The 24,379-nt window shown below is 34.8% G+C and carries 25 protein-coding genes and 1 tRNA gene; 5 read left to right on the top strand and 21 right to left on the bottom strand.

The features are described 5' to 3' along the window. Nucleotides 1–297: 297 nt before the first annotated feature. Entirely contained in the window at nt 298–1,128 is an 831-nt protein-coding gene (locus tag JFU54_RS22635; protein ID WP_201066505.1) for a CAP domain-containing protein, read from the top strand. 35 nt (nt 1,129–1,163) lie between these two features. On the opposite strand, the gene JFU54_RS22630 is transcribed toward JFU54_RS22635, so the two are convergent. The 11 genes from JFU54_RS22630 to inhA1 all read right to left on the bottom strand — a co-directional run bounded on the left by JFU54_RS22630 (nt 1,164) and on the right by inhA1 (nt 14,297). Beyond that, nucleotides 1,164–1,769 (bottom strand): DUF1648 domain-containing protein, encoded by a 606-nt coding sequence (locus tag JFU54_RS22630; RefSeq protein ID WP_002126129.1) that lies wholly within the window; start codon nt 1,767–1,769, stop codon nt 1,164–1,166. A gap of 91 nt (nt 1,770–1,860) precedes the next feature. Next, nucleotides 1,861–2,784: an RluA family pseudouridine synthase gene (locus JFU54_RS22625; protein ID WP_002126127.1), complete on the bottom strand. Its 924-nt coding sequence runs from the start codon at nt 2,782–2,784 to the stop codon at nt 1,861–1,863. 100 nt (nt 2,785–2,884) lie between these two features. After that, the gene (locus JFU54_RS22620; protein WP_002126125.1) at nt 2,885–3,301 is read right to left on the bottom strand and encodes a hypothetical protein; all 417 of its coding nucleotides are present in this window, start codon (nt 3,299–3,301) and stop codon (nt 2,885–2,887) included. Nucleotides 3,302–3,399: 98 nt separating this feature from the next. Beyond that, a complete protein-coding gene (locus JFU54_RS22615; protein ID WP_201066503.1) occupies nt 3,400–5,592 on the bottom strand; it encodes an MMPL family transporter in 2,193 nt (730 codons plus the stop codon). Between the two features lie 110 nt (nt 5,593–5,702). Further along, nucleotides 5,703–6,350 (bottom strand): phosphatase PAP2 family protein, encoded by a 648-nt coding sequence (locus JFU54_RS22610; RefSeq protein ID WP_201066500.1) that lies wholly within the window; start codon nt 6,348–6,350, stop codon nt 5,703–5,705. A 59-nt stretch (nt 6,351–6,409) separates the two neighbouring features. Continuing rightward, complete coding sequence (potD, locus tag JFU54_RS22605) at nt 6,410–7,459, bottom strand: spermidine/putrescine ABC transporter substrate-binding protein PotD (RefSeq protein WP_002011485.1); 1,050 nt, start codon at nt 7,457–7,459, stop codon at nt 6,410–6,412. Between the two features lie 38 nt (nt 7,460–7,497). Further along, complete coding sequence (potC, locus tag JFU54_RS22600) at nt 7,498–8,298, bottom strand: spermidine/putrescine ABC transporter permease PotC (protein WP_002011483.1); 801 nt, start codon at nt 8,296–8,298, stop codon at nt 7,498–7,500. Nucleotides 8,299–8,304: 6 nt separating this feature from the next. Continuing rightward, the gene (potB, locus tag JFU54_RS22595; protein ID WP_002126118.1) at nt 8,305–9,153 is read right to left on the bottom strand and encodes a spermidine/putrescine ABC transporter permease PotB; all 849 of its coding nucleotides are present in this window, start codon (nt 9,151–9,153) and stop codon (nt 8,305–8,307) included. Then, nucleotides 9,150–10,133, bottom strand: coding sequence for a spermidine/putrescine ABC transporter ATP-binding protein PotA (gene potA, locus JFU54_RS22590; RefSeq protein WP_002030425.1), 984 nt, complete (start codon nt 10,131–10,133; stop codon nt 9,150–9,152). The genes potB and potA overlap by 4 nt, the downstream gene beginning before the upstream one ends. Before the next feature lie 237 nt (nt 10,134–10,370). Continuing rightward, nucleotides 10,371–11,756: an aldehyde dehydrogenase gene (locus JFU54_RS22585; protein WP_201066498.1), complete on the bottom strand. Its 1,386-nt coding sequence runs from the start codon at nt 11,754–11,756 to the stop codon at nt 10,371–10,373. A gap of 153 nt (nt 11,757–11,909) precedes the next feature. Beyond that, the gene (gene inhA1 / locus JFU54_RS22580) at nt 11,910–14,297 is read right to left on the bottom strand and encodes a M6 family metalloprotease immune inhibitor InhA1 (protein ID WP_002011475.1); all 2,388 of its coding nucleotides are present in this window, start codon (nt 14,295–14,297) and stop codon (nt 11,910–11,912) included. Nucleotides 14,298–14,638: 341 nt separating this feature from the next. Between inhA1 and JFU54_RS22575 the strand changes: the two genes are divergently transcribed. Together JFU54_RS22575 and JFU54_RS22570 are read left to right on the top strand one after the other, a co-directional pair. Then, the gene (locus tag JFU54_RS22575) at nt 14,639–14,773 is read left to right on the top strand and encodes an anti-repressor SinI family protein (protein ID WP_002011474.1); all 135 of its coding nucleotides are present in this window, start codon (nt 14,639–14,641) and stop codon (nt 14,771–14,773) included. A 79-nt stretch (nt 14,774–14,852) separates the two neighbouring features. Further along, a complete protein-coding gene (locus JFU54_RS22570; protein WP_201066496.1) occupies nt 14,853–15,176 on the top strand; it encodes a helix-turn-helix domain-containing protein in 324 nt (107 codons plus the stop codon). Nucleotides 15,177–15,257: 81 nt separating this feature from the next. Here JFU54_RS22570 and calY read toward each other — a convergent pair whose 3' ends face one another. The 6 genes from calY to JFU54_RS22540 form a co-directional block, all read right to left on the bottom strand. After that, nucleotides 15,258–15,851, bottom strand: a complete 594-nt coding sequence (calY, locus tag JFU54_RS22565) for a biofilm matrix protein CalY (protein WP_002011472.1) — start codon at nt 15,849–15,851, stop codon at nt 15,258–15,260. A gap of 443 nt (nt 15,852–16,294) precedes the next feature. Then, nucleotides 16,295–17,128: a DUF4047 domain-containing protein gene (locus JFU54_RS22560; protein ID WP_201066494.1), complete on the bottom strand. Its 834-nt coding sequence runs from the start codon at nt 17,126–17,128 to the stop codon at nt 16,295–16,297. A gap of 161 nt (nt 17,129–17,289) precedes the next feature. Next, entirely contained in the window at nt 17,290–17,877 is a 588-nt protein-coding gene (locus JFU54_RS22555; RefSeq protein ID WP_201066492.1) for a CalY family protein, read from the bottom strand. Between the two features lie 64 nt (nt 17,878–17,941). Next, on the bottom strand, nt 17,942–18,511 hold the full coding sequence (gene sipW, locus JFU54_RS22550; RefSeq protein WP_201066490.1) for a signal peptidase I SipW: 570 nt from the start codon (nt 18,509–18,511) through the stop codon (nt 17,942–17,944). Between the two features lie 197 nt (nt 18,512–18,708). Further along, nucleotides 18,709–19,995: a D-alanyl-D-alanine carboxypeptidase family protein gene (locus JFU54_RS22545; protein WP_201066488.1), complete on the bottom strand. Its 1,287-nt coding sequence runs from the start codon at nt 19,993–19,995 to the stop codon at nt 18,709–18,711. Nucleotides 19,996–20,148: 153 nt separating this feature from the next. Then, complete coding sequence (locus JFU54_RS22540; protein ID WP_000251865.1) at nt 20,149–20,376, bottom strand: hypothetical protein; 228 nt, start codon at nt 20,374–20,376, stop codon at nt 20,149–20,151. A 283-nt stretch (nt 20,377–20,659) separates the two neighbouring features. Here JFU54_RS22540 and JFU54_RS22535 point away from each other — a divergent pair, with 283 nt between their 5' ends. Both JFU54_RS22535 and JFU54_RS22530 read left to right on the top strand, forming a co-directional pair. Then, on the top strand, nt 20,660–20,884 hold the full coding sequence (locus JFU54_RS22535; RefSeq protein ID WP_000090219.1) for a hypothetical protein: 225 nt from the start codon (nt 20,660–20,662) through the stop codon (nt 20,882–20,884). Between the two features lie 191 nt (nt 20,885–21,075). Next, nucleotides 21,076–21,148: transfer RNA gene (locus JFU54_RS22530), tRNA-Val, on the top strand. Between the two features lie 648 nt (nt 21,149–21,796). Here JFU54_RS22530 and JFU54_RS22525 read toward each other — a convergent pair. The 4 genes from JFU54_RS22525 to JFU54_RS22510 all read right to left on the bottom strand — a co-directional run bounded on the left by JFU54_RS22525 (nt 21,797) and on the right by JFU54_RS22510 (nt 24,366). Then, nucleotides 21,797–23,038 carry an ABC transporter permease gene (locus JFU54_RS22525; RefSeq protein ID WP_201066486.1) on the bottom strand — a complete coding sequence of 414 codons (1,242 nt, stop codon included), beginning with the start codon at nt 23,036–23,038 and terminating at the stop codon, nt 21,797–21,799. Then, a complete protein-coding gene (locus JFU54_RS22520) occupies nt 23,031–23,930 on the bottom strand; it encodes an ABC transporter ATP-binding protein (protein ID WP_201066484.1) in 900 nt (299 codons plus the stop codon). Before JFU54_RS22520 ends, JFU54_RS22525 begins: the two co-directional genes overlap by 8 nt. A gap of 32 nt (nt 23,931–23,962) precedes the next feature. Next, nucleotides 23,963–24,043, bottom strand: coding sequence for a hypothetical protein (locus tag JFU54_RS29865; protein ID WP_224992862.1), 81 nt, complete (start codon nt 24,041–24,043; stop codon nt 23,963–23,965). Between the two features lie 125 nt (nt 24,044–24,168). After that, nucleotides 24,169–24,366 (bottom strand): hypothetical protein, encoded by a 198-nt coding sequence (locus tag JFU54_RS22510; RefSeq protein WP_201067336.1) that lies wholly within the window; start codon nt 24,364–24,366, stop codon nt 24,169–24,171. Between the last annotated feature and the right edge of the window lie 13 nt (nt 24,367–24,379).

Here is a 24,379-nt window from a genome sequence, read left to right as displayed (position 1 = left end):
AAATGCTAAAATCATTGATACAATAGGATTCTTCATTTTTAATATAGGTACATTTATCCAAAAACCCCCTCTTAAAACCAAGTATAAAAATGCTAAAAATTCCTTTTATACTCTATGTTTCTCTTATTTCATCCCTTTCCTCCTCTTAGGATAAATTAGGAAATTTTTAAGTCTATGAATTTTTTTCCATCTTTTTTCTCGCAAATTGTATGCTACGATGAATTGGTCAGTCAGACAGGCTGTCAAAAACAAATCGTGTGAAAACAAATTAAAACTTTATATAGGGGGACACACATCATGAAAAAGCGTGTTTTATTATCTGTAGCTGCTGCAACAGCTCTTACTTTAGGAGTATCTTCTTTAGATGCACAAGCTGCAACAGTACAACCATCTAACATAAAGGTTCAAAATATTCAGCATTCAAAAATGATGATGAAGCAAATGAGCCAACAAGAATTACAAGCATTCTTACAATCTATGGGAGTTGAATCATTAGCACAATGGAACCAAGGACAATTCCAACAAGATTGCTTCATTCCTGGTCAACAGCCTACTGAAAATGTTGTTACTGAACAACCAACAGCTAAGCCAGAAGCTCAAAAGCCTGCTGAGGAAACTCAAAAACCAGCTGAACAAAAGCCTGCTGAAGAAGTTGCTAAACCAGAAGCTCAAAAACCAGCTGAAAACAACAATACTCAAAACGAAACACAAAAACCTGCTGAGCAAAAGCCTGCTGAAGAAGCAAAATCTTTAAGCGAATTCGAACAACGCGTTGTTGAATTAACAAACGCAGAGCGTACAAAACAAGGCTTATCAGCATTACAAATCGATAATGAATTAAGCAAAGTAGCACGCATTAAGTCTGAAGATATGCAAAAAAACAACTACTTTGATCATAACAGCCCTACATACGGGTCTCCGTTTGACATGATGAAAAAATTTGGTATTTCTTATAAATCTGCAGGTGAAAACATCGCCCAAGGACAACGTACTCCAGAAGAAGTTGTACAAGCTTGGATGAACAGTGCCGGACACCGTGCAAACATCTTAAATAGTGGCTTCACTCATATCGGTGTTGGCTATGTAGAAAGCGGCAACTACTGGACACAACAATTTATTACGAAGTAAATAAAAAGAGAGTCTTCTAGGAGAAGACTCTTTTTTTATGTTTCATAGCTTTCTAATATGTATGCGTATAAAATATAGAACATAAACAAAATAGACCCGCAGCTTATTACACTAATTAACAAGTAAAATCCCCACTTCAGGCTCAAAAGCAACGAAAATAATATGCTGCATGCCATCACTTGAAAGATTCGCCTACTAACTAAACGGATTTTTTGTAATTTGATCGGTTCTTTCTCTCTATCCTTCACCTTTTTAAACACTTTACTAAACATAAAAAGAAACATACTAATTCCAATCGTTAGTCCTGTCTGAAAGGATATAATACTTCCCAAATTAATAAAGAGAATTAGTATATGGACAAACATCATAAATAAAGTAATACTCTTTATAAATCCATTTATAATGAAATACTCTCCTTCATTAAACTTATATATATTATGTAAAATAACATATACTAATCCATGTAAAATAATAATAAGGACAGGGATAAATAATACGACAACTTGTTTACTCATAAACTCGTTCGCTCCACCATTCTCGTTCCAATGCACTGCCATACGAGTTGGTAAATATGGATAAATACATAAAGTAAGTAAAAGACAAGCGAAAAATATCCCTAGCATATATTTATATTTGATCAAGTAATTCTCACCTCTCTTTTCTCTTAACGGCTTCGCCTCTTTCAGAGAAATCCCTGCAAAAATCTACCTTTTTCAACTTTAAACTTACACTTTACCTATTTTCTCTTTCAAATTTTTTCATTGTATCGTTTAAATTTGTAGGGAAAGGTACGTCAACAACGATCTCTTCTTTCGTAATCGGATGCAAAAAATTAATCTTCATCGCATGTAACGCTTGCCCGGACATATATGTTGTTTGCCCACCATATAATACATCCCCAACTAATGGATTTCCATTATAGCTCATATGAACGCGAATTTGATGCGTTCTACCAGTTTCTAACTGTAACGTTACGAGCGTCGCATTTTGTTTTTTAAAATATTTCTCTACTTTATAATACGTTATAGCTTGGTCTCCCTTTGGAGAAACACGACGCCTTGTAGCATGATGTCGATCTCTTCCGATAGCTGCATCAATTGTCCCCTGCTTCTTTTTTACTTTTCCTTCAACAAGTGCCATATACGTTCTTTTGATTTTCCGTTCCATTAATAAACGATCCATAATTGCACCCGCAATTCTATGTTTTGCGAATACAACACCACCTGTCGTATCTTTATCTAATCTATGGATATGCCGAACCTTCGTCTCTAAACCTTGCATTTGAAAATGAAAAGCAACAAGATTGGCAAGTGTTCCCGTCCCATTTTTTTCAGAAGGATGTGTATCCATTTGCCCCTGCTTATTTACAATGAGTACGTGATCGTCTTCAAACACTACATTTAATTCACCATATTCCGGCTCTACGCCGTACTCCTCCTCCATAAACATATGAACTTGTAACTTATCTCCTTCTTTTAAAAGTTCATTCCATCTCCTTTGTTCTCCGTTAACCGTAACACCTTTTTCCATACGAAGCTGATGTAATAACTTTTTTGGTACTTCCCATTCTACTTTTAACAACGACTCAATACTTATACCATTCCACGTCGCTGGAACCGTAATTTCGCACCATTCGCCCTTTTTCTTTGTTTCCATACTATAATCACCTTATTTCTATTGATTCTCTCATTGTAACGGAAAACATAATTTGATGCACCGTCAAAAATAGAGGACAGCCTTATAATCGACTGTCCCCTCACGCTCTAAGCCTTTTCATTTCCTGCAACACTTCTTCAGCTTTTTGTTCATACAATAAATCTTTAAAGAAATCCGCCAATCGTTTATAGTCGTTGTACGTATCTAATAAGTCGTCTATTTTCTCTCCTTTCATAACTTGTTGCTTTTGCTTCATTTTTACTGGATAGCGATACCCCGATACTTCTTGTATTTTGTAATACTCATCCTCTACTTGAATGACTTTTACAAGTTCCTCTTCTTCCGCATCCATCGTATACCCGTCAAAGTCTCTAAGCAGTTCATAAATAATATGAGTCCATTCATCTTTTGGGTAAAACCCTTTTTCCAACCGATAACCGACAATGCGATACATATGCCCATCGTTTTCAGCAAACTGTACTGTATCATTTAGCTTAAACTTAAAATAACGAAACATTGCCTTCACCTACTTGTATGTAATGTTCTTATCACATACTATGCGCAAAATATGGGCCCTGCTATTCATAAAAAAACTCATCTTATAGATGAGTTTTTTTATGATGATTTTTCTCTTTTCTTTCGAAATGGTAGCCACCAGTTCCAATCCCCAAACAATTTCATTAAACTTGGTACGAGCATAAGACGGATAATTGTTGCATCAAGAAATATTGCTAATGCAACCCCAAGCCCCATCTGCTTTACTGGTAAAATATCAGTAAAGGCGAACGCACCGGTAACAACAATCATAATTAAAGCGGCGGACGTAATAATCCTACTTGTCGAAACAAGCCCTTCTAACGTTGCTTGATCGTTATCCCCTGTTTCTTCATAGAGCTCATGAATACGTGAAATAAGAAATACTTCATAATCCATGCTAAGCCCAAATACGAGGCCGAAAATAAAGATTGGTAATACAAATAAAACTGAACTCTCTTCTAATCCGAAATGGCCACCTTCAAATAACCAAATTACAATTCCAATTGTTGCACTTAAACTAAGTACGTTCATAATAATAGCTTTAATTGGAATGAGTATAGAGCGGAATGCGAATAATAAAATGACAAAGGTTGATCCAAATATAACAGACATACCAATTGCAACTTTATCTTTAATTTCATCTTCTAACTCTTGCTGGAACGTCGTCATACCGCCCAAATAATAAGTAACATCATTTTCTTTATAATTCTTTTTGAAATCACGAACCCATTGTTTTGCGGTTTCTGTACTTGGCTTCGTATCCAAAAAGACTTCCATTGTTGTTTTATTCCCTTTCGTATACGCTTCAAATACAGGAGCTATTTTCGCAGCCTCTAGCGACTGTAACATTCCAGCAACTTGATCTGCTTTCATTCCATTTAGCCCGTCATATACACTTTTCACCTTATATACTTGCTTATCGTCTTTTAACTTTTGAACAACAGCTTCTATCTTTTGTAAACTTTCTTTTTCTATTATATCTTTCTTCGTCTCTACTACTAATGTCACATCAGCGTGTGTTTGGACAGTTTTATTAAAGGCTTCTTCATACTTCTCAAATGCAACTCTCGTATCACTCTTTTCAGGTAACGCTTCAACACCAGGAAACTGCAAGTTAGCTGTACGTAGCGGTAATAAACAAATAACAATAAATGTTGTAACAACAATAATCATGACGATTGGATGTTTCATTACAAACTGTGCAAATTTACGCCATACATTTGATGGCGTAGGCGCCGCCTGATTCTTTTTTAATATCCTTTTACCAATTAAAGATAATAGCGCTGGAAGAAGTGTGAGCGAAAACAAAATGCTCATAATAACGACAATCATCCCGCTAATAGCAACAGACTGAATATAATCTATCTTAAAGAAAAATAAGCCTGATAAACCGACGAATACACATAACCCTGAAAATACGATAGCACGCCCTGCCGTTTGATACGTAATCGCTATCGCTTCTTTCACTGTTCTCTTCGCAACTTCTTCTCGAAAACGATTTACAAATAACAGTGCGAAATCAATTGATAATGCGAGCCCAATCATCGGCGCGACATTTAACACGAAAATAGATAGCTCTTTATCACTACCTATAAAATATAAAATCCCCATCGTACTAATGACACTAAGCGCGCCATTTACAATCGGTAAAATAGACGCAATCAGACTACCAAATGAGAATAATAGTACGAGAAAAGCAATAGGTAATCCAATCATCTCTGCTACTTTTAAATCATTTTGCGTTCTTTCATTAATCTCTTGATTAATTTTCGGATATCCTGTCGGTGTTACTTTTAATAGGCTATTACTTTCCTTCTCGATTTTCCCGGCAAATTGTAATGTCTTTTCCATTCGTTCTTTATTTGTTTTCCCGGAAAATAAAATCGTCGCATAACCGATATCATCTTGTAACATCTCTTTATTTTGCATTGGATGATGGAAAGATTCGTATTTTTCTTTCTCTTCAATTTGATTTATTATCCCCTCTATACGCTTTTGGAACTCCTCATGCGAAGTATCCTTTTCCTTCTCAAAAACGAGTAAAAGTGTATCTTGAGACTGCTTAAAATCCTTATCTAAAATTTCTTTCGTCTTTTGATAATCCCCTTCTGTTTGGAAACCATCACCGCCCAATACTCCTGGAAGTTTTGGAGCAAAAATACCGAGCACTATCGCAAGTAGTAGTAATGCTACAATTACTGTATAACGAAATTGATACAAAAAAGTTCCTAACTTCCCCCACTTATCAATTTTATGTACATTTGTCTTCACTCATTTTCACCTACTTTATATAATTCACTTGTCATTTATACTTTATCACATCTCCCCATAAACAAAAAACGTCTAGAAAAACTATAATACTAGTTTTTCTAGACGTTTTTTTATCTCTCGTTATTAAGTCCCAATCTCACGGTAAGTAAACGATGACAATAAATTGCGATGATTAACAAAATGCCACCTGCACAGTAACCAGCTAAAATATCAGTCGGGTAATGAACATTTAAAATAACTCTACTTAATCCAATCAATATAATTAATATGCCCATTGAAATCGTAATACCACATTTTCCAGCTATGCTCTTCAAATTCGCAGCAATGATATAGGCAAGAAAACCAAATGACATAATAGATAGCATTGCATGTCCACTTGGGAAGCTATATCCAAGTGCATCAAGTGCCTCGTTTAATGATGGACGGTCTCTTTTTACAATTTCTTTTATCCCTTTATTAACAAGATGTGTCGTTAATATAGCCATTGGATACACGATCATAGCAGCATAATAACGTTTTTTCCAAAAAACGAGCAAACTTATAATTAGTGTCGTTATAACTCCAATTGCAGATCCTAACTTTGTAAAATATGTGAAGAATGTAATTGAGCTTTCTGTTTGTAATCCTTTTACCATATCACGTACGTATGTATCCATCATTGTAACACCACCTACATGTACCCTCCAAGCGATGATGCTAAATAGAACAAACAATAAAATGATACACATTAACTCATACTGATGTAACTTTTTCTTCAATCGATTTCCTCCTACTATGAAAAAATGCGATTTCTACTTTAGAAACCGCATTTTCTTACTTATTTACCTTTTGTTTTCAGCTCTGTCCAGTAGCGATCGTAGTCTTTTAACTTATCGTCTACATCAACAAGCCACTCTGTACGATCTAATTCTTCTTTTGTTAAGAAGATCATGTGATTATCACGATATTCTTTACTATGAAGAGGATGAGCTTTTTCATTTGGATTACTGTAACCAATTGACTCGTAGTTTTTCACACTTACTTTTTCATCTAATAAGTAGTTCATAAACTTCTCTGCAAGTTCTTTATTTTTCGCACCTTTTGGAATTGCTAACGTATCAGCCCAAATTGTGCCACCTTCTTTTGGTACAACGTATCCTACATCTTTATTGTCTTTCGCAATGAATGCTGCGTCTCCAGACCAAACTGTCCCGATCCAAGCATCTTCTGTAATGAATTTTTGTTTAATATTATCTGTATCGAATGCTAATAAGTTTGGAAGTAGCTTCTGCAAATCAGCAGACGCTGTCTTTAACTGTGCATCCTCTTTCGTGCTATTAGAGAAACCGTTTTTCTTAAGTCCCATTCCTAATACTTCACGAGAATCGTTTAATAAAGTAACATGTCCTTTATATTTCTCGTTCCATAAATCATTCCAGCTTGTAGGTGTTTCTTTCACATACTTTTTATTGTATGCAATTCCTGTTACACCCCAAGTATATACTAGAGAATACTTATTCTCTGGATCAAACGCAGGTGTTTTAAAGTTAGAAACAAGGTTCTCGATGTTCGGGATATTCTTCTTATCTAAAGGCGCTAATAAGTCCATCTTCGCCATCGTTTTCACCATGTAATCAGATGGCTGAATTAAATCATATGTCGCGCCACCAGCTTGTAATTTTGCAAGCATTTCTTCATTACTTGCATATTTATCGTAGTTAATTTTCACGTTATATTTCTTTTCAAAATCTTTTAAAACTTGCTCATCAAAATTGTCCGCCCAGCTATAAATGTTTAATTCTTCTTTTTTCTCACCACAACCAGCAAGTACACCTGCAGCAAGACTGAAGCTAATTGCTATACCAGCTAATCTCTTCACTAATTTCATCGGTTTATTACCTCCTCGTTCTTTCTATATCATTCGTATTATAAAGGAAGGTGTCCTCCAGAGTTCTCTTCACCGTCTGCACCTTTATTACGGAAAATTTCCGATAGCACCATTAATCCTACAATTACAACAATTAATATTGTAGAAAGAGCATTAATTTCAGGTGATACTCCACGCTTAACCATACTATAAATGTATAATGGCAATGTTGTTGATCCTGGTCCTGATACGAAGAAACTAATTACAAAATCATCAATCGATAATGTGAATGTTAATAATGCGGCTGAAATAACTCCTGGTGCAATTGCTGGAAACGTTACATAACGAAACGTTTGCCACGGCGTTGCTCCTAAATCGTTTGCAGCCTCTTCTAAATCACGTCCCATACCAGAAAGACGTGCCGCTAAAATAACAACAACAAATGAAATACTGAATGTAATGTGTGCAATAATAATTGTTGTTTTTCCAAGTTCCATACCTAATTGACTAAATAGGATAAGTAAAGATAATCCCATTAAAATATCAGGAATTAAAATTGGTAAATATACAAGACCGTTAATGGCCCCTTCAAAACGATATTTGTAACGGTGTAATGCAATAGCAAAAATCACACCAAGAACTGTCGTCACAATTGTCGTTATAACAGCAATCGTCATACTATTTACAAACGCATCAATAACATCTTGTTTTTGAAATAAATCTGTATACCAATGGAGTGTAAAGCCCTCCCATTCCGCATTAATGCGAGAATCGTTGAAGGAATATACCATTAAAACCATCATTGGAAAATACAAAAACAATAAGATTAACCAAGAATAAGAAACTAAAAACTTCTTCATTTTTGCCTATTCCCCTCCGTTTCCATCATATTTATATACTTTCGTTGCACGATAATATAAGTAAATTAACAGAACAGAGAATAGAACAACAATCATAGATAACGCGGAACCAAATGGCCAGTCACGTGAACCTAAGAATTGGTTTTGAATTACGTTTCCGATTAATGCTACTTTCGATCCACCCATAACGTCTGATACAACAAACATTCCGATAGAAGAAACGAATACTAAAATAGAACCAGTTGTAATCCCTGACATCGTCATCGGTACTGTTACATTCCAAAATGCCTTTACTGGTGTTGCTCCTAAATCATAAGCCGCCTCTAGCTTACGCTTATCAAGCTGCTCAATTGCTGCATACACTGGTAAAATCATAAATGGTAATAAAGAATATACCATTCCGAGTATTACAGAAGGCGTATTATATAGCAGATTTAAAGGTTCACTAATAATACCTAGTTTCAATAGCAATGTGTTTACAAGACCTTGTGAACGTAAAATAACAATCCATGCGTATGAACGAACAAGAAAGTTAATCCAGAACGGAATCGTTGCCAATAATAGAAGGATAGAACGATATTTACGATCAACAATTGTAATTGTATAGGCGAATGGATAACCGATTAATAAACATAGTACTGTCGTAATAACAGCTATCTTCACTGTTTCCCATAACGTCCCCATATATAATGGGTCAAACACACGTGCTATGTTATCTAATGTAAATTTCATTTCCACTGTCCCGTATGCTCCGCGCTGCATGAAGGCAAATGCTAATACGAACAGAAGTGGAATTAGGAAGAAGAGTAACAGCCATACGACTGTAGGTAATGCGAGTAATTTCCCTTTCTTCAATTTAAGGTCACCTCGTCCTCTTGCTCCCAGCCTACATATACATTATCTCCAATGCTCCACTGCGTTGCTTCTTCAGCAGTTTGGTATGCCATTAGTAATTCCGCTGTTTTTTCCTCACGTACATATAGCTTTTCCATATTTCCAACAAATTCAATATCTTCAATATGTCCAAGATGGTATTCTTTTAAAATTGGCTCTTCAACCGAGCGAACTTTTACATTTTCAGGGCGAACTGCTACGTAGTTTTCCCCATTTTTCACGATATTATTTTCACCGATGAACGTCGCAACAAACAATGTTTTCGGCTTATTGTAAATTTCCTTAGGCGTGCCGACTTGTTCGATATGCCCTTTATTCATAACGACAATACGATCACTCATACTCATCGCTTCTTCTTGATCGTGCGTTACATATATGAACGTAATTCCTAAATTACGTTGTAAGTTTTTCAATTCACGTTGCAAATCTTTTCTTAACTTAAAGTCAAGCGCTCCAAGTGGCTCATCTAATAGTAATACACGTGGGTTGTTTACAATTGCTCTTGCAATTGCTACACGCTGCTGCTGTCCACCAGAAAGCTTCGAAGGTTTACGATTACGGAACTCAAGTAACTGCGTTAAACGCATTGCCTCTTCCGCACGTTCTTTCTGTTCTGCTGCTGATACTTTTTGCATTTTCATACCGAAACAAATATTTTTTTCAACATTCATATGTGGGAATAATGCGTAATGTTGGAACACTAAATTCATATGACGCTTGTATGGCGGCAAATCGTTAATCTTTTCATCATCTAATAAAAGATTCCCTTTAGTTGGGGTTTCAAATCCTGCGATCATACGAAGTAAAGTCGTTTTCCCGCAACCACTCGGTCCTAAAATTGTTAAAAATTCTCCTTCTTTAATATCTAAAGAAAGAGGGGGGATAATCACTTGATTTCCAAAATGTTTTTCTACTGCTTCAACTTTAATAATCTTTTTCATTTTCCCGTCCTATCTACCTTAAATTTTAATTTTTATATTCATGAATAAATATTTATGTTCTATAGACTATTTTTTTGTTTCGATCCAAACAAAAATGGTTGTTTAGCAGCGTTCTCTTCTATTCTTTATGTAGTATGTTTGATTCATTTTCGCATGATACATATGTCGAACAGAAAAACCCCTTCAGTTGCGAAGGGGTTTTTATCATACGGCTACGCCTACTGATAAACACCATCATCATTTTAACAACTTTCGTATGAATTTTAAAGCACTTTTTGTAGAAGAGTAACGAATTTTCATGTCGAATGCTGTAGATTGGGACAAAATGCTTTTATAATGGGAAAAAGTCCGAAAACTTTGTTCACCATGATAGCTGCCTAATCCACTACTTCCAACGCCCCCAAAAGGTAAATATGGCGTTGCAAGATGATATACGACATCATTTATACATCCTCCGCCATATGAAATATTACTCGTCACTTTCTCTTGCACTTTTCTATCTTCAGAAAATACATATAGTGCTAACGGCTTTGGATGGTGCTGAATCGTTTCAATTACCTCTTCTATTTTGTCATATTCTATAATTGGTAAAATCGGCCCAAAAATTTCATCTTCCATAACAGCACTTTGCCATGTAACATTCGTTAACACTGTCGGTTCGATGTGTAATGTTTCTTTCGTATAATTCCCGCCAATCACAGGTTTACCATCTTGCAAAAATGTACATAAACGTTCAAAATGACGCTCACTCACAATTCGCACATAATTGTCATTTTGCAAAGCATCTTTTCCATATTGCTCTGCGATTTCATGTCGCAACGCCTCGATTAACTGCTCTTTCACTGAAGAATGAACGTACATATAATCAGGCGCTACACACGTCTGCCCAGCATTCAAAAACTTGCCCCAAACGATACGTCTTGCGGTTACATCTATTTTGGCATCTTTATGTACAATACATGGACTTTTCCCGCCAAGTTCTAACGTAAGAGGCGTTAATTTTTTTGCCGCTGCTTCCATCACAACTTTTCCAACACCAACACTACCTGTAAAGAAAATATAGTCAAACGGTTCCTTTAAAAGTGCAGTGCTTTCCTCCACACCGCCTTCTATTACCGATACAAGCTCTTCTGGGAATAATTCACCTAACATTCTCGTAAGTACTTTTGAAACGTTTGGAGTTAACTCTGACGGCTTTAAAACGACTGTATTTCCAGCTGCCAATGCTCCTACAAGTGGGGCAATTGCTAATTGAAACGGATAGTTCCACGGTGCGATAATAAGTGTCACACCATACGGTTCTGGCGCTACTTTCCCCTTCGATCCAAAATGAGTAAGAGCTGTGCGAACACGCTTTGGTTTACTCCAAGATGAAATATGCTTCATTTGAAAAGAAATCTCTTTTAGTACATATCCAATTTCTGTTGTAAATGATTCGTGAACTGATTTATTCAAATCTAATTTCAACGCTTGAAAAATCTCATCCTCAAAACGCTGAATTCCTTCATAAAGCTTCTGCAAATTATTCTTTCTTGTTTCTACATTTCTCGTATGTCCTTTATAAAAATATTCCTTTTGTTTATTTACAATAGAGGAAATACTCATCCGCTCACCTTCTTCCACTATTTTTATCCAATTCTTTCATTATTTATATAGACTTCATATGTAACAAATTTCTATTCTTAAAGTTACATTATATATAACTTTTCCCTTTATATAAAATTCATTGCTCACAAAAAAACTACCGAAAGAAAATCTCTCGGTAGTTTTACTGTATTAACGATATAAACGAACAGCACCTGCAGAATTATCATCAGCTTGTCCTACTACTTCAAACTTCAGACCAAGCTTCGGTAAAATACGTCCTGCATCTGGAATTTGCTCATTAATATACTTTTTAGAGTCATCAAACTTCGGTACTCCTGGTAATCCATCGTATACGAATGTTCCACGCGTTGGAGATACCACTTTCCAAGCTGGCGTTTTGTCGAATGAGAACGCCGAATCAGCAATTTGGAATCGCGTACTGCTTTTAAATGTTGGTTTGCCATTTAAAGTTCCTGCAATTGCTTCTGGATGAGAGTCAACTACACCAAGGAAACCATGTCCTGGATGTATGCCAACCCAGTTATCTGTGTAAGCTGAATCCGCATACCATACAACCATACCAGTGTTATATACTGGACCGCGAGCAAATTTCAATGCGTTATCTGAACCCGCATAGTTTCTCCACTCTACATAGTAGTTATGCTTTTTCTTATCCATTCCGTTAGATGCAACGAAACCGTCCAATTTGAATTGTGGTGTACCTTCTGCATCATCAGAGAATGCAACATTTCCATCTACAGTTAGTGACGCATTATCAAGTAGGAAACCATTTAATGCTAAGCCACCATCCGTAATGTACTCAAATGTTAATTTTACTTTCTTACCTTTGAATTGACTTAAATCATATGATTTATCAACCCATTTTCCATTTGTCGTAGCTGCATTTCCACTATTTGCTTTCTCACCAATTCTTTCAATCAACGTTTTTTGTCCATCTTCTGTTACAGCGTGTACTTCAAGGAAATCGTACTCTGCTTCGATTTCATACAATGACTTATAATCGAATTTTGCAGTCGTTGCTTTCGTTAAATCGAATAGTGGCGTTTCCATCGTTGTATGAAGGTCATCACCTTTTGTGCTGTAGTAATACTGTTTACCAAATGCAGGCTGAATTCCTTTTACCTCTTTATCTGGTAAGTTAACACGAATCAGACCTGGACGATCTGACTTCGTAACACTTTGGTCTAAGTATGTTGCAAGACCGATACCTTTATTTAATTTCTCGTAATCTACTTCTACGATGTTCGCCCAGTTACCACCGATTGTTTTTTGGAAAAACTCTTTATTTTGTGGTGATAAACTCGTTGGCGTTGTTCCTGCGATTTTACCAGCCCAGCTTCCGCCACTCATAATAGACCAAGCTTCAACCGGTTCACCCTGACCGCTATACTGTGTATCATACTCATCTGGAAGACCTAAATCATGGCCATATTCATGTGCGAATACACCAACCGCGCCATCTTCTGGTTCAATTGTGTAGTCGAATGCTGCCATATTTCCGCCCCAATATGGAACTTTCGCTTTTGTACCTTCAATTGCGAATGGTTTTGGTCCAACTGTCCAGCGATGTGACCAAATTGCATCATCACCTAATTTACCACCGCCAGCTTCTTGTCCAACACCCGCATGAATAATCATTAAGTGATCGATTAAACCGTCCGGTTGATTTTGATTCCCATCACCATTTACATCATATTGATCGAACTGATCAAACTGTGATAAATCAAGTCCGCTATCTACAGCCGCTTTTAATGCATCTTTTACTAGATCACGTGGTCCTTTTGGTCCTTTATTATCATGACCTGTACCAGCATCTGCACCGTAATCAGCAGCTTTACCTGGAACTGTTAACCATTTTGTGACTGTTCCGTCCACTGTGTAACTACCACCTGATTGCTCTTCATAATATTGTTTAAACGTTTCAATTTTACTTCCATCATCTAACGTAAACGGCTCGTTACCGAATAACATTTTTTCATAGTGCTCTTTATTAAAATCGTTCGAATACATATAGCCAGGCTCTTTATCAATATTGTTATGTTTGAAATCAGCATACTCTACAAGTAAAACGAGTACTTTGTCTTTACGAACTTCACCGTTATATCCTTTTTGTTTTGCTGGTGAAGTTGGTACTTTACCATTTAAGCCCCCTTTAACTGGACCTGTTCCTGCTGCAGTCCCGTTTGCTGGTTGCTCTGATTTTTCTTTCGTTTCTGCTTTCGCATCTTTCACTTTCTTTAAAAAGTCAGATGCATCTTTCGTAAGTGGGTCCCCATTTGTCGCTTCTTTTCCAGGATTTTCACCCTTTTTCTTCTCTACATACTTTTCGACAGCTTTCTTTGTTTCTGTCTCTGAAGCCGACGAATCAATTACCCCACGTTCTTTTAGCGCATTTGCTAATCTCTCTTCTGGGATTAAATGATCATCAACTGGGCTTGTAGCTGTTTTATCCCCAGGCGTTTCTGCATACGCAGACTGGCTTCCAGCCCCAAACGAAAGGCCTAAAGCAGCTGTCAAAGCAATTGTTGATAACACTTTAAATGGTTTCTTTATCATCCCTTATTTCCTCCCCTAATATAAAATATGTATTACATATTTTATTTTATTAAATATTCAATATTTTTTCAATATTTAGTCACATTATGTAATTTTTTTAATATATTTGTAAAAATTTCATAGTTAGTATACGAATATATCACAATTCAACAATGTTTTCAGAAAATATTGAAAATTTTTGGCAGAAACCTTATAATTTCCATAGAGAGAATTTAATGGGGATTTTATCTTTGTTTCATCTACACAATATTCGATAATTTGATACATAAAATATAAAATTCGATTAATTATCGTCTACTATGTAGCAGCAATTATGACCAATAATTAGGGAGGAATTACATTTGTACAAAGATAAGGCTGACTCACTAGATCAAGAATGGATTGATTTAATACTTGAAGCTCTAGATGCTGGCATTGCCCTGCAAGATATTGAACACTTTTTCCAACGTATGAAGCATACGAGCCAGGCTCAATAGCCTCGTTCTTTTTAACGAAGTTTATGTTATAATAATCACATCATAAGACGACTACATATTGATAGAAAGGTGCGCAAATATGATAGGAGAACGTATAAAACGCCTTCGTTTACAAAAGGGCATTTCACTAACAGAACTCGCCGAAAAAGCTGGTGTAGCTAAATCTTACATTAGTTCTATAGAACGAAATTTACAAAAAAACCCTTCCATTCAGTTTCTCGAAAAAATTTCATCTGTTCTACAAATTCCAGTTGATACGTTACTTCACGATGAAACAACAACAGAAAGTCATCTAGACTCCGAATGGACACAACTCGTTAAAGATGCGATGAGCTCCGGTGTCTCAAAAGAACAGTTTCGTGAATTTCTTGAATTTACACAATGGAAGAAAAATCAACAATAATACATATGAAAGAGTGCTTAAAACGGGCACTTCTTTTTTTCTTTATAAAAAAAAGCGGGGGAATCCCCGCTTTTTGCTTTATTATTTTTCTTCGCCATCTGTTTGGCTTGCGTTGAATGTCCATTCTAAGTTCAATGAATCGCCTTGGAATTTGTTTTGATCTTTACCATCATCTTCGAATACAAATTGTACCCATAGATAGTCTTCTGAATTTGGTGCTAGACCACCGTTCTCTGCCCACTCTGGAGCAAAGATGTCTTTAGCTAAAACATCTGGATCCACATTTTGTAAATCTGCTAAAGTTGTTTCATATACAGGCTCACTTTGTTTATCCCAGTTCCAAAGGAATTTCACTTTAATGTGCTTACCGAAGTCTTCACCAGCATTATCACCTTTTGCATCTTTAACAGTATACTTTGTCGCTAATTTAACGTCTTTAATTGCTAACGTACCGTCGTTCTTTAATAAGAACTCTTTCTTAACAGAATCCCCTGGTTTTAAATCTTTAATATCTACAAGCGTTTTAGGGTTTAATGTAAGATCTAACGTCCCAGCTGCAAATGTATTGTTTGATACTTCTTTATCGCTAAAGTAAGCGAATGTTCCTCCACCAATTAAAGATAACCCCAATGCTGCTGATGCAACTCCCATACCTAATTTCTTTTTCAGACTCACAATCAATTCCCCCTAGCTGTTTTTTGTATTTTTATCTCTTATTTCAAAATAAGAGGTGTAACTAAAACTATATTAGCTTAGCTAATATTTGTTCTTTTTTTAAAACCTTAAGTTCATTATAACGAACAAGACTATATAAATACAATATATATTTTGATTATTTTTATTTCTCAACATTTTTTCCTTTTTTTCAGAAAAGTATTGAGAAATAAAGTGAAACTTTAATCAGTGTTTTTCTGTCCATCCCCACTGATCATTAACCTTCACCAAGCGGTGGGCTGCCAACTAACTTCCTCGCATTCGTTAAATTTTTAGGTGAAGACCTTATACCCACGAATAGTGAAATAAGAAAAACAAAGCAAATAGGTGAGTCGTAGGGCTCTCTCACCTATTTGTCTTATCATTGTATTTATTCCTTCCGAAATGCTGCTGTATTTTACTTACTATTCCTTCTGTTCTTCTTGTTTCTTACTTTCTTCTAACTTTTTCGCCTCTTCTTGCTTCTTACTCTCTTCTAGTTTTTTCGCCTCTTCTTGTTTCTTACTCTCTTCTAGCTTTTTCGCCTCTTCTTGTTTCTTGCTCTCTTCTAGCTTTTTCGCTTCTTCTTGCTTCTTACTCTCTTCTAACTTTTTCGCCTCTTCTTGTTTCTTGCTCTCTTCTAGCTTTTTCGCTTCTTCTTGCTTCTTACTCTCTTCTAATTTCTTTTGCTTCTCAGCCTCACTCACTTGCTTTGCTGTTTCATCTACTAATAATTTTTCAAAAGCTTGAATTTGTTTATCAATCACCTGTAAATTAACCTCTTTATCAACATACTCACAGTGCTCTTTAACTATATGAAAACCAGCATTCACATACGAGAATACTTGCTTATTAGATTCACTTTTATTTCCCTTTAACTCTTCTTTCACTTTGTTATAAGGATTTTCTATTGATGCATATACCTTTTGTAACAGTTCCCTCTCAGTAACAATTTTCTCACGTCCTTGCTTCCACGTAACAAGCGCCTGTTCTAATTCTTGAGTGGAAGTGAAAGTTACTTTCGATTTCATCTCTTCATACTCATGCAAAATTACTTCCTTATGTTGCTTAGCTTGTTCTGTCAACTGATCAACTGTTTTTGGAAAAATACTTGCTGTAGAAATAGTAGCCTGCACTTTCGTCTCATGAATGAAAGCTGCCTCTGTATAAGTCATCATTTGAGAACCTAAATAAAAAGTAATAGAGCACAAACATGGCAATATAAGCATCTTTTTGAATTTGCGAGGTGCCTTCAGCATTTTAATCTCTCCTATCGAACAACTTGTTCTTTATCAAGAACTATACCTTTATTATAATAAAGTGAATTACAAAATGATATAAAAATTATGTTTCTTTTTACATTTCTCTTTTAACACAAAAAGAGACTACCACTTTTGATAGTCTCTTTTTGTTGTCATTATTATTTCGTTTCACCATCGCCTTGCTGTGCATCAAACGTCCAAGTTAATTGTAACTTATCGCCTTGGAATTCATTTTGGTCTTTTTTATTATCAACGAATTCAAATTTCACTTTGAATTTATCAGATTTACCTGCAGAAATACCTTTTTCATCCCAGAACCAAGCAGCTAAATCATTATTTACTGCTGTAAGTGTATCACCCTTCAATTTATCTAATGTAGTTTCTTTCACAATCATCTCATGCTTATCTACATTTTTTAAGAATGTTACTTTAATATGTTTACCAAAATCATCTTTATTATCTTTCTTCGTATCTTCTACATTATAGTCTGTTTTTAATAGAACCTTTTTAATATCTAAAGAGCCTTTATTTTCTAGTTTAAATTCTTTTTCAATTGTATCACCAGGTTTTAAATTAGATACATTAACAACTGTTGATGGATTTAATGATAAATCAAGCGTACCAGCCGCAAATGTATTATTTGACACTTCTTTATCGCTAAAGTATGCAAATGTTCCTCCACCAACTAATGCTGCTCCTAATACTGCTGATGCGATACCCATTCCTAATTTTTTCTTTAAAGTCATGTCCATATCCCCTTAATATATATATATTTGTTAACTTCCTAAACGGAAAGTATAACCAAACGAACTAGACGGATTGTTCTACTTTTTTATCTTTCTTTTCTCCGTCAATGCTACGAATAGCGCCAAAAATAGAAATTGCGGAATAGCCAAGTAAAAAGACTCCAGGAATAATGAGAAGTAATGCTGCTCCCGCTTTTGAACTCGCATAATTCAGTCCATAACCAGCGTATGGAACTGTAATATCTGCATACTTTCCAATTACATTCTCTGCAAGTACTGGTGCTAAATCTGGTCCGTTGTTGTTATCCCCTTTTGTTTCATACATTACTTTTCCATTTGTATCTTTCACACCGATAATACGGTGAGTGATAATTTTGTCATCTTTCTCTTTAAACGTAATAACATCACCTTTTTTATATTTAGAACCATCTTTCGTTGGCTCTATCGCAATGATTGATCCTGTTAAAAATGTTGGTTCCATCGATCCTGAAAGAACGCTCTTAAATTGATATCCCATCACTGTTGGATCACCACCACTCGCTTTTGAAGAAATAACTACAAAAGCTAAACAAACCATTACCGCAAATAAAACAAATGAGATAACGTTGCTAATCACCTTCCAAATTAATTTCATCGTCTCTCTCCCTCTCCGTTGTTTTATATTATTTGAAGTATGCAATATTCATTTCCGTTCTTTAACAAGAACACAAGTAAATAATATAACGAACGATGCGGAAATGCAATAAGAAAATTTACAATTATTAGTTAAATCGCTTTTGAAATGCATGCAAAAAAGACCGTGACAAAATCTCATCACGGTCTACTAGCAATTTATTTTTCTTCTGATTTTATCCCTTGGTTATTTCGGCGCAGCACTACATATAAAATCGCTCCAAATAATACAATCGCACCTATTCCAACACTTATCACTTTCACATTCGATTCCTTTACTTCAGGTGCAACTGTATCTTTTTTAGGCATCGCAAAAGTAACATCTTCTTTCGAAAGAACATTTATAGTCGCAATCGTTTGATTATTTTTTATAATATCTACCGCACCAACTACTTCACCGCGATGAATTCCTTTTTGGTACAAAGCTTCTTTATCCACTGAATTAACCCGAAAAGCCGTTTTTACATTTTTCCCTTCATCCTTCTTTAACATAAGCTCAGCACTGTTTTCGAGCTCAGAATCAACATCTTTATTTAAATACGTTGTCTTTTGATGCCAACTATGCTTATCTAGTACAGTTTGCTTCGTAAATTGCCCGAAAGAATATTCCGTCATCTGCTTCAAATCTTCATAAATTTCAGGTCTTTGAGAAGCCATTACTACATTTATAATACGATTTCCATCCTTCTCATTTAATAAAACGAGCGTATTGCGTGCTTCATTCGTAAATCCTGTCTTACCACCCATACTATATGGATTTTCAAAATAAGTAGACTTATTAAAAATAGAAACTGTTTGCGTAGATGTCGTAACCGTCGTTCTTTTCGTATTCATCGCTTGTAAAATTTCAGGATACTTTTGCACACCTCTCGTAATCATGGCCATATCATATGGCGTCGTATAATGATTTGGATCATGCAATCCATTTGGCGTTACAAAATGACTATCTTTAGCCCCTAATTGCTTCGCCCTTTCATTCATCATATTGGCGAAGTTTTCAACACTTCCTCCAATACGCTCCGCAATCGCATACGACACATCATTCGCACTCAGCACCATTAAAATCATAAGTGCAGTATTTCTATTAATGGTCTCACCAGGGTGAAACTCAATTTGATAATTACTCTTCTCTTGATCTAATGCTAATTGTGAAAACGTAAATTGATCCTCTGGCTTCGTATGCTCCATCAGTAAAATCGCCGTTAACACTTTCGTCATACTAGCAGGGAACGCACGATGATGTGCATTTTTGTCGTACAACATATCTCCTGTTTTCGCATCAATAGTAGTCGCAAACTGACTAAAAACATTCGGCCCTTCCGCAGGTGGAGGTGCCACTTGCTCCGGATTTACTCCAATATTCGTCTCAGCATATAACGTCATAGGTGTCAAAAAAAATAAACAAATAACCATAACAAAAACCGAAATTTTCTTAAAATTTACCATATGACTCTCCCTTTTCCCTTTACTTTCACATTCTATAAAATACCTCTACCAACCTATATGTAATTTGTATTAATTTGGAAGAATATTCACTTTTTTACTATATCACACTTTTACGATTAGGAACATAAATATACAACAAAAAATAAGAAGGAATTACTCTTTCTTATCCTTCTCATCAATCAATGAGTCTATTAAATTTTGACTAGCTTCCTCAGGTGTAATCTCATCTGTCATCCCCATAAACGACCAACCTTTAGAATCGACCCACTCAACAAACTCTTGTAAAAACTCATCATGTGTAACATCCACATCAAGAATTGAGCCATTAATCGAAATCGTCCTATTTCTAGATACGCGCATCTTGAACGTTTTTCTTACCATTACAATAATTCTCCCTCTACTTCTGAATATTTATAAATATCTTGTACTTCTTTTATACATGATTTCTTGAAAATTGTAAAAAGGATATATTGGCCAATTTGCATATTAAAAATGAAAATCTCTTATTATATAACCCTCACACTACATTCATTTAGTCATAAATTACGGAATACATCCATATAAAAAAACAAACCAACTTATATTCTATCACACTAAATACACTTGACTTTAGTACGATCAAATAGAATATATTAGAAAACACCTTAAAATGAGGAGGAACTCCATGGCGCGTTGTACATATTGTAAAACGAAGTGGAAAGTAAAAGATGTATGGTCGATACTCGTGACATTTGAAAAAGATTGTCCGTATTGTTTCGGAAGACAATATCTATCAAAGAAAACATTGAACGCTATGCCAGAACTTATAAGCTTACCTTTACATTTCTTATTCCCTTTTCTTGTTGATTTAAGTGATGAAGGTCCTTTGGATTGGTATCGGAAAAAATAATAGAACCGCTTTATTCGAACTCACTTTTCATTAAATTATCTACTTATATATTCCTTAATACACTACTAGCGTGATTCCAACTATTTTCCCATCAAAACATTAACATAAAATATTGTAAAATTTCAGTTAATTATATATAATTACTTTAGCCTAAAGATTAAAGATGCTGTTACATAAGCACATTTATTGAAGATCCCGTAGCTCAGCAGGGAGAGCGCCACCTTGACAGGGTGGAGGTCGCTGGTTCGAGGCCAGTCGGGATCATATGAGAAACCCCTTGATAGTCAAGGGGCTTTCTTTATGTAGCAAATCAATATACTTTTTTAAGAATAAATTTTTTATATACTGTTCAAGATTTGATCAATAGCTCTCTTTTGGTTAACGATTAATTTTTCATATGAAAATAAACTTATGATTTTAAATCTCTTATTAGATTTGAGTCAATATTTTAGACAAAAAAGTTCAATCTTAGCTAGCTTTATTTTATTTGATTTACTGCTATTTGTAATATCGTTCACCGTGATATAGCAAAGTGCGATTCTAAACTTGTAATATTCAACATGTCTTCAAAAAGCAATAAATATATCCACTTCTTTCAACTTATATTTATTTCGATTGAAACATTGCGTAAGATTCTGTGAAACTTCCAGTTCATCAATCGCTAATATTATATTTATACCATTTCCCCTACTTCTTTTCCTCAATTTTTGAGAAAGACATAAATTATATTACTCATAGCTCTGCGTTGTTCACCAGAACTCAATTCTTCACTCTCTTCTTGGGAGCTTTTTAAAGTTTTCTTTGAAAAATAGCCTAATACAATAATTTTTATATTTATTTATATATATTTTGTAACAACAAAGAACTACATAGATTAACTATGTAGTCTTTTTAAATATGAATAGGCCAATCTTATTTTTCCCCTAACTTGATTGCCTTTTTTATATTACTGAATGCACCTTTACCATATAATAATACGCCACCGCGGTAAACACGACTCGTTAAACCAATCATCATACATATTGTTGCTAATAGAATCGCTAATGCAAGCGCAATCTCCCATACTGGGATATTGAGGAATCCAATTCGTACGAGCATAACAATAGGAGTAAAGAAAGGTATATGGCTAGTAATGGTAACAACCGTGCTGCTTGGATTTGACATTCCATAAAGTGCGATATACAAAGCAGCAATTAACATAAATGTCAGCGGCATAACAGCTTGAGAAGATTCCTCTATACGACTAATAACAGAGCCGAGTAGACAAGATAATGAGCCATATAATAAGAATCCTAATGTGAAGAATAGAATCCCATAAAACACTAGAGTAGGAGCAACAGAATTTAAATCAATACTATTTAAAATATCATTTTTCGATTCATTAATTGCTGTTTTATACCCTACAGTTGCGACCAAGCCCCAAATTATTATTTGTGTAATACCTGCCAACAATGTTGAGAAGAGCTTCGCATATAAATGTTTTGTAGGCGAAATACTTGAAACAACTAACTCCATTACACGAGAAGATTTTTCTGTTGCAACATCTGTAGCTAATTGTGCAGCATACAATAATATCATTAAATAATTTAACATGATAAAGGTATTAATTAAAATCCCTACACCCTCTGTATGTTTTCCATCTTTAACCTTATCTGATATAGTTTTGGTATGAATTTCTACTGGCGTTGTTAGCACCTTTAATTCATCTTGTGATAGATTTAATTGCTGCGCGAAATTAGAAGATTGTATTTGAGATAAAATCGTTTGAACCTTACTAACATCTTGCTGATTTGTATCTGTCTCAGTTATATACGTAGCCTTTAGTTGCTTATTATCCAATTCCTCTACAACGATTGCATATGTATAATCACCATCTTTAACACCTGATTCTGCTTTTGGTTTATCCGTACTACGTTTAACATGCAATTTACTATCTACATTTTTAAACACTTGATGAATAGTTGTATATAATTCTTCTTTTTCTGTAACAATGACAACTTGCTCTTCCTCGTTACCTACAAAATAGTTATAAATTTTGTCAAAATTCATCAATCCTATAATTAACATAGAAATTATGATTGTAATAGCAATATATGATTTAGCTTTTACCTTAGATTTATAGTTTTGTAAAAAAATCGTCCAGAAACTATTCATGCTGTGTACCTACTTTCTCAATAAAGATGTCATTTAGTGTAGGCTCTTCTACTGCGAACTTTTTAACATACCCTAATTTCGTTATCTCTTTAAATAAAACATGCGAAACTTCTTCATATGAGATTTTAAGAGTAACTGCATTTTTACGTTTTTTCATACTTTCTACACCTTTTATTTCTTTCAAATGATCAAAGTCATGATCGCCAACGATTACAACATTCTTTTTACCAAAGTCACTTTTAATTTTGGCAATGTCTCCTTGAACAACAGGTACTCCTTTGTTCATGATACAAATGTGTTGGCATAACTCTTCCACATGTTCCATACGATGTGAACTAAAAAGTATCGACGACCCTTGTTTTTGCATATCAAGAACGGCTTCTTTTAACATTTCAACATTTACTGGGTCTAAACCACTAAATGGTTCATCTAAAATTAAGAGTTCAGGCTTATGTATAATCGCTGTTATCAGCTGAATTTTTTGCTGATTCCCTTTTGAAAGTTCTCCTACTTTTTTGTTCAGATTCTCAGTTATATTAAAACGCTCCAGCCAATAGTGAAGTTCTTTTTCTGCATCTTTACTTTTCATGTTCTTTAGTTTTGCAAAAAAGTTAACTTGTTCTTTGACAGTCATTTTCGCATAAAGCCCACGTTCTTCTGGTAAATACCCAATCTTATCCGTAACATCATAATTTACAGGTTTACCATTCCATGAAATAGTTCCGCTTGTTTTTGATAAAAGTCCAAGTATCATTCGAAATGTAGTCGTTTTACCTGCTCCATTTCCGCCCAAGAATCCAAATATTTCACCTTTTGGTATCTCGATATTCAAATTATTCACTGCAACATGTTCGTCAAATTTCTTTATTAAATCTTTAATTAGTAAACTCATTATCCACACCCTTAATTCCCAAGATGATTTATTTATACAATTGTATATCCATAGTCAACCACAATATTTTGCCCTCTGATGGCATCACTTTTATCAGACATTAAAAATAAGATGACATTTGTAACATCTGAACTTCTAACAATTTCCCTATATGATATTTTTTCAATAACTTATTTCCTTCAAAAATCATTCATTACCAACAAATGTTATATTTTTCATTATAAGGTTAGCATAAGATTTAGAATAACCAATATGCAATTTTGCATATTTTAATATTTTCATAAGCTATTTCTTTGAAAAAATTTTCGTTATGTACTTTAAAACAGCTTATTATTGCGCCACCATTTAAGTTTTGTTCCTTAAACGTGTTTATAAGCTGCTCAACAGATGAGTCATTCGTTTTTATTTTTTCAAAAGTTTCTGCCTTCCATCTCATAACGCTCACTACT

The organism is Bacillus sp. TH19, from assembly GCF_016651075.1.
GTDB classification, from domain to species: domain Bacteria; phylum Bacillota; class Bacilli; order Bacillales; family Bacillaceae_G; genus Bacillus_A; species Bacillus_A mycoides.
Note: the sequence above shows the minus strand (reverse complement) of the source record. Positions and strands in the feature narration are given on the sequence as shown.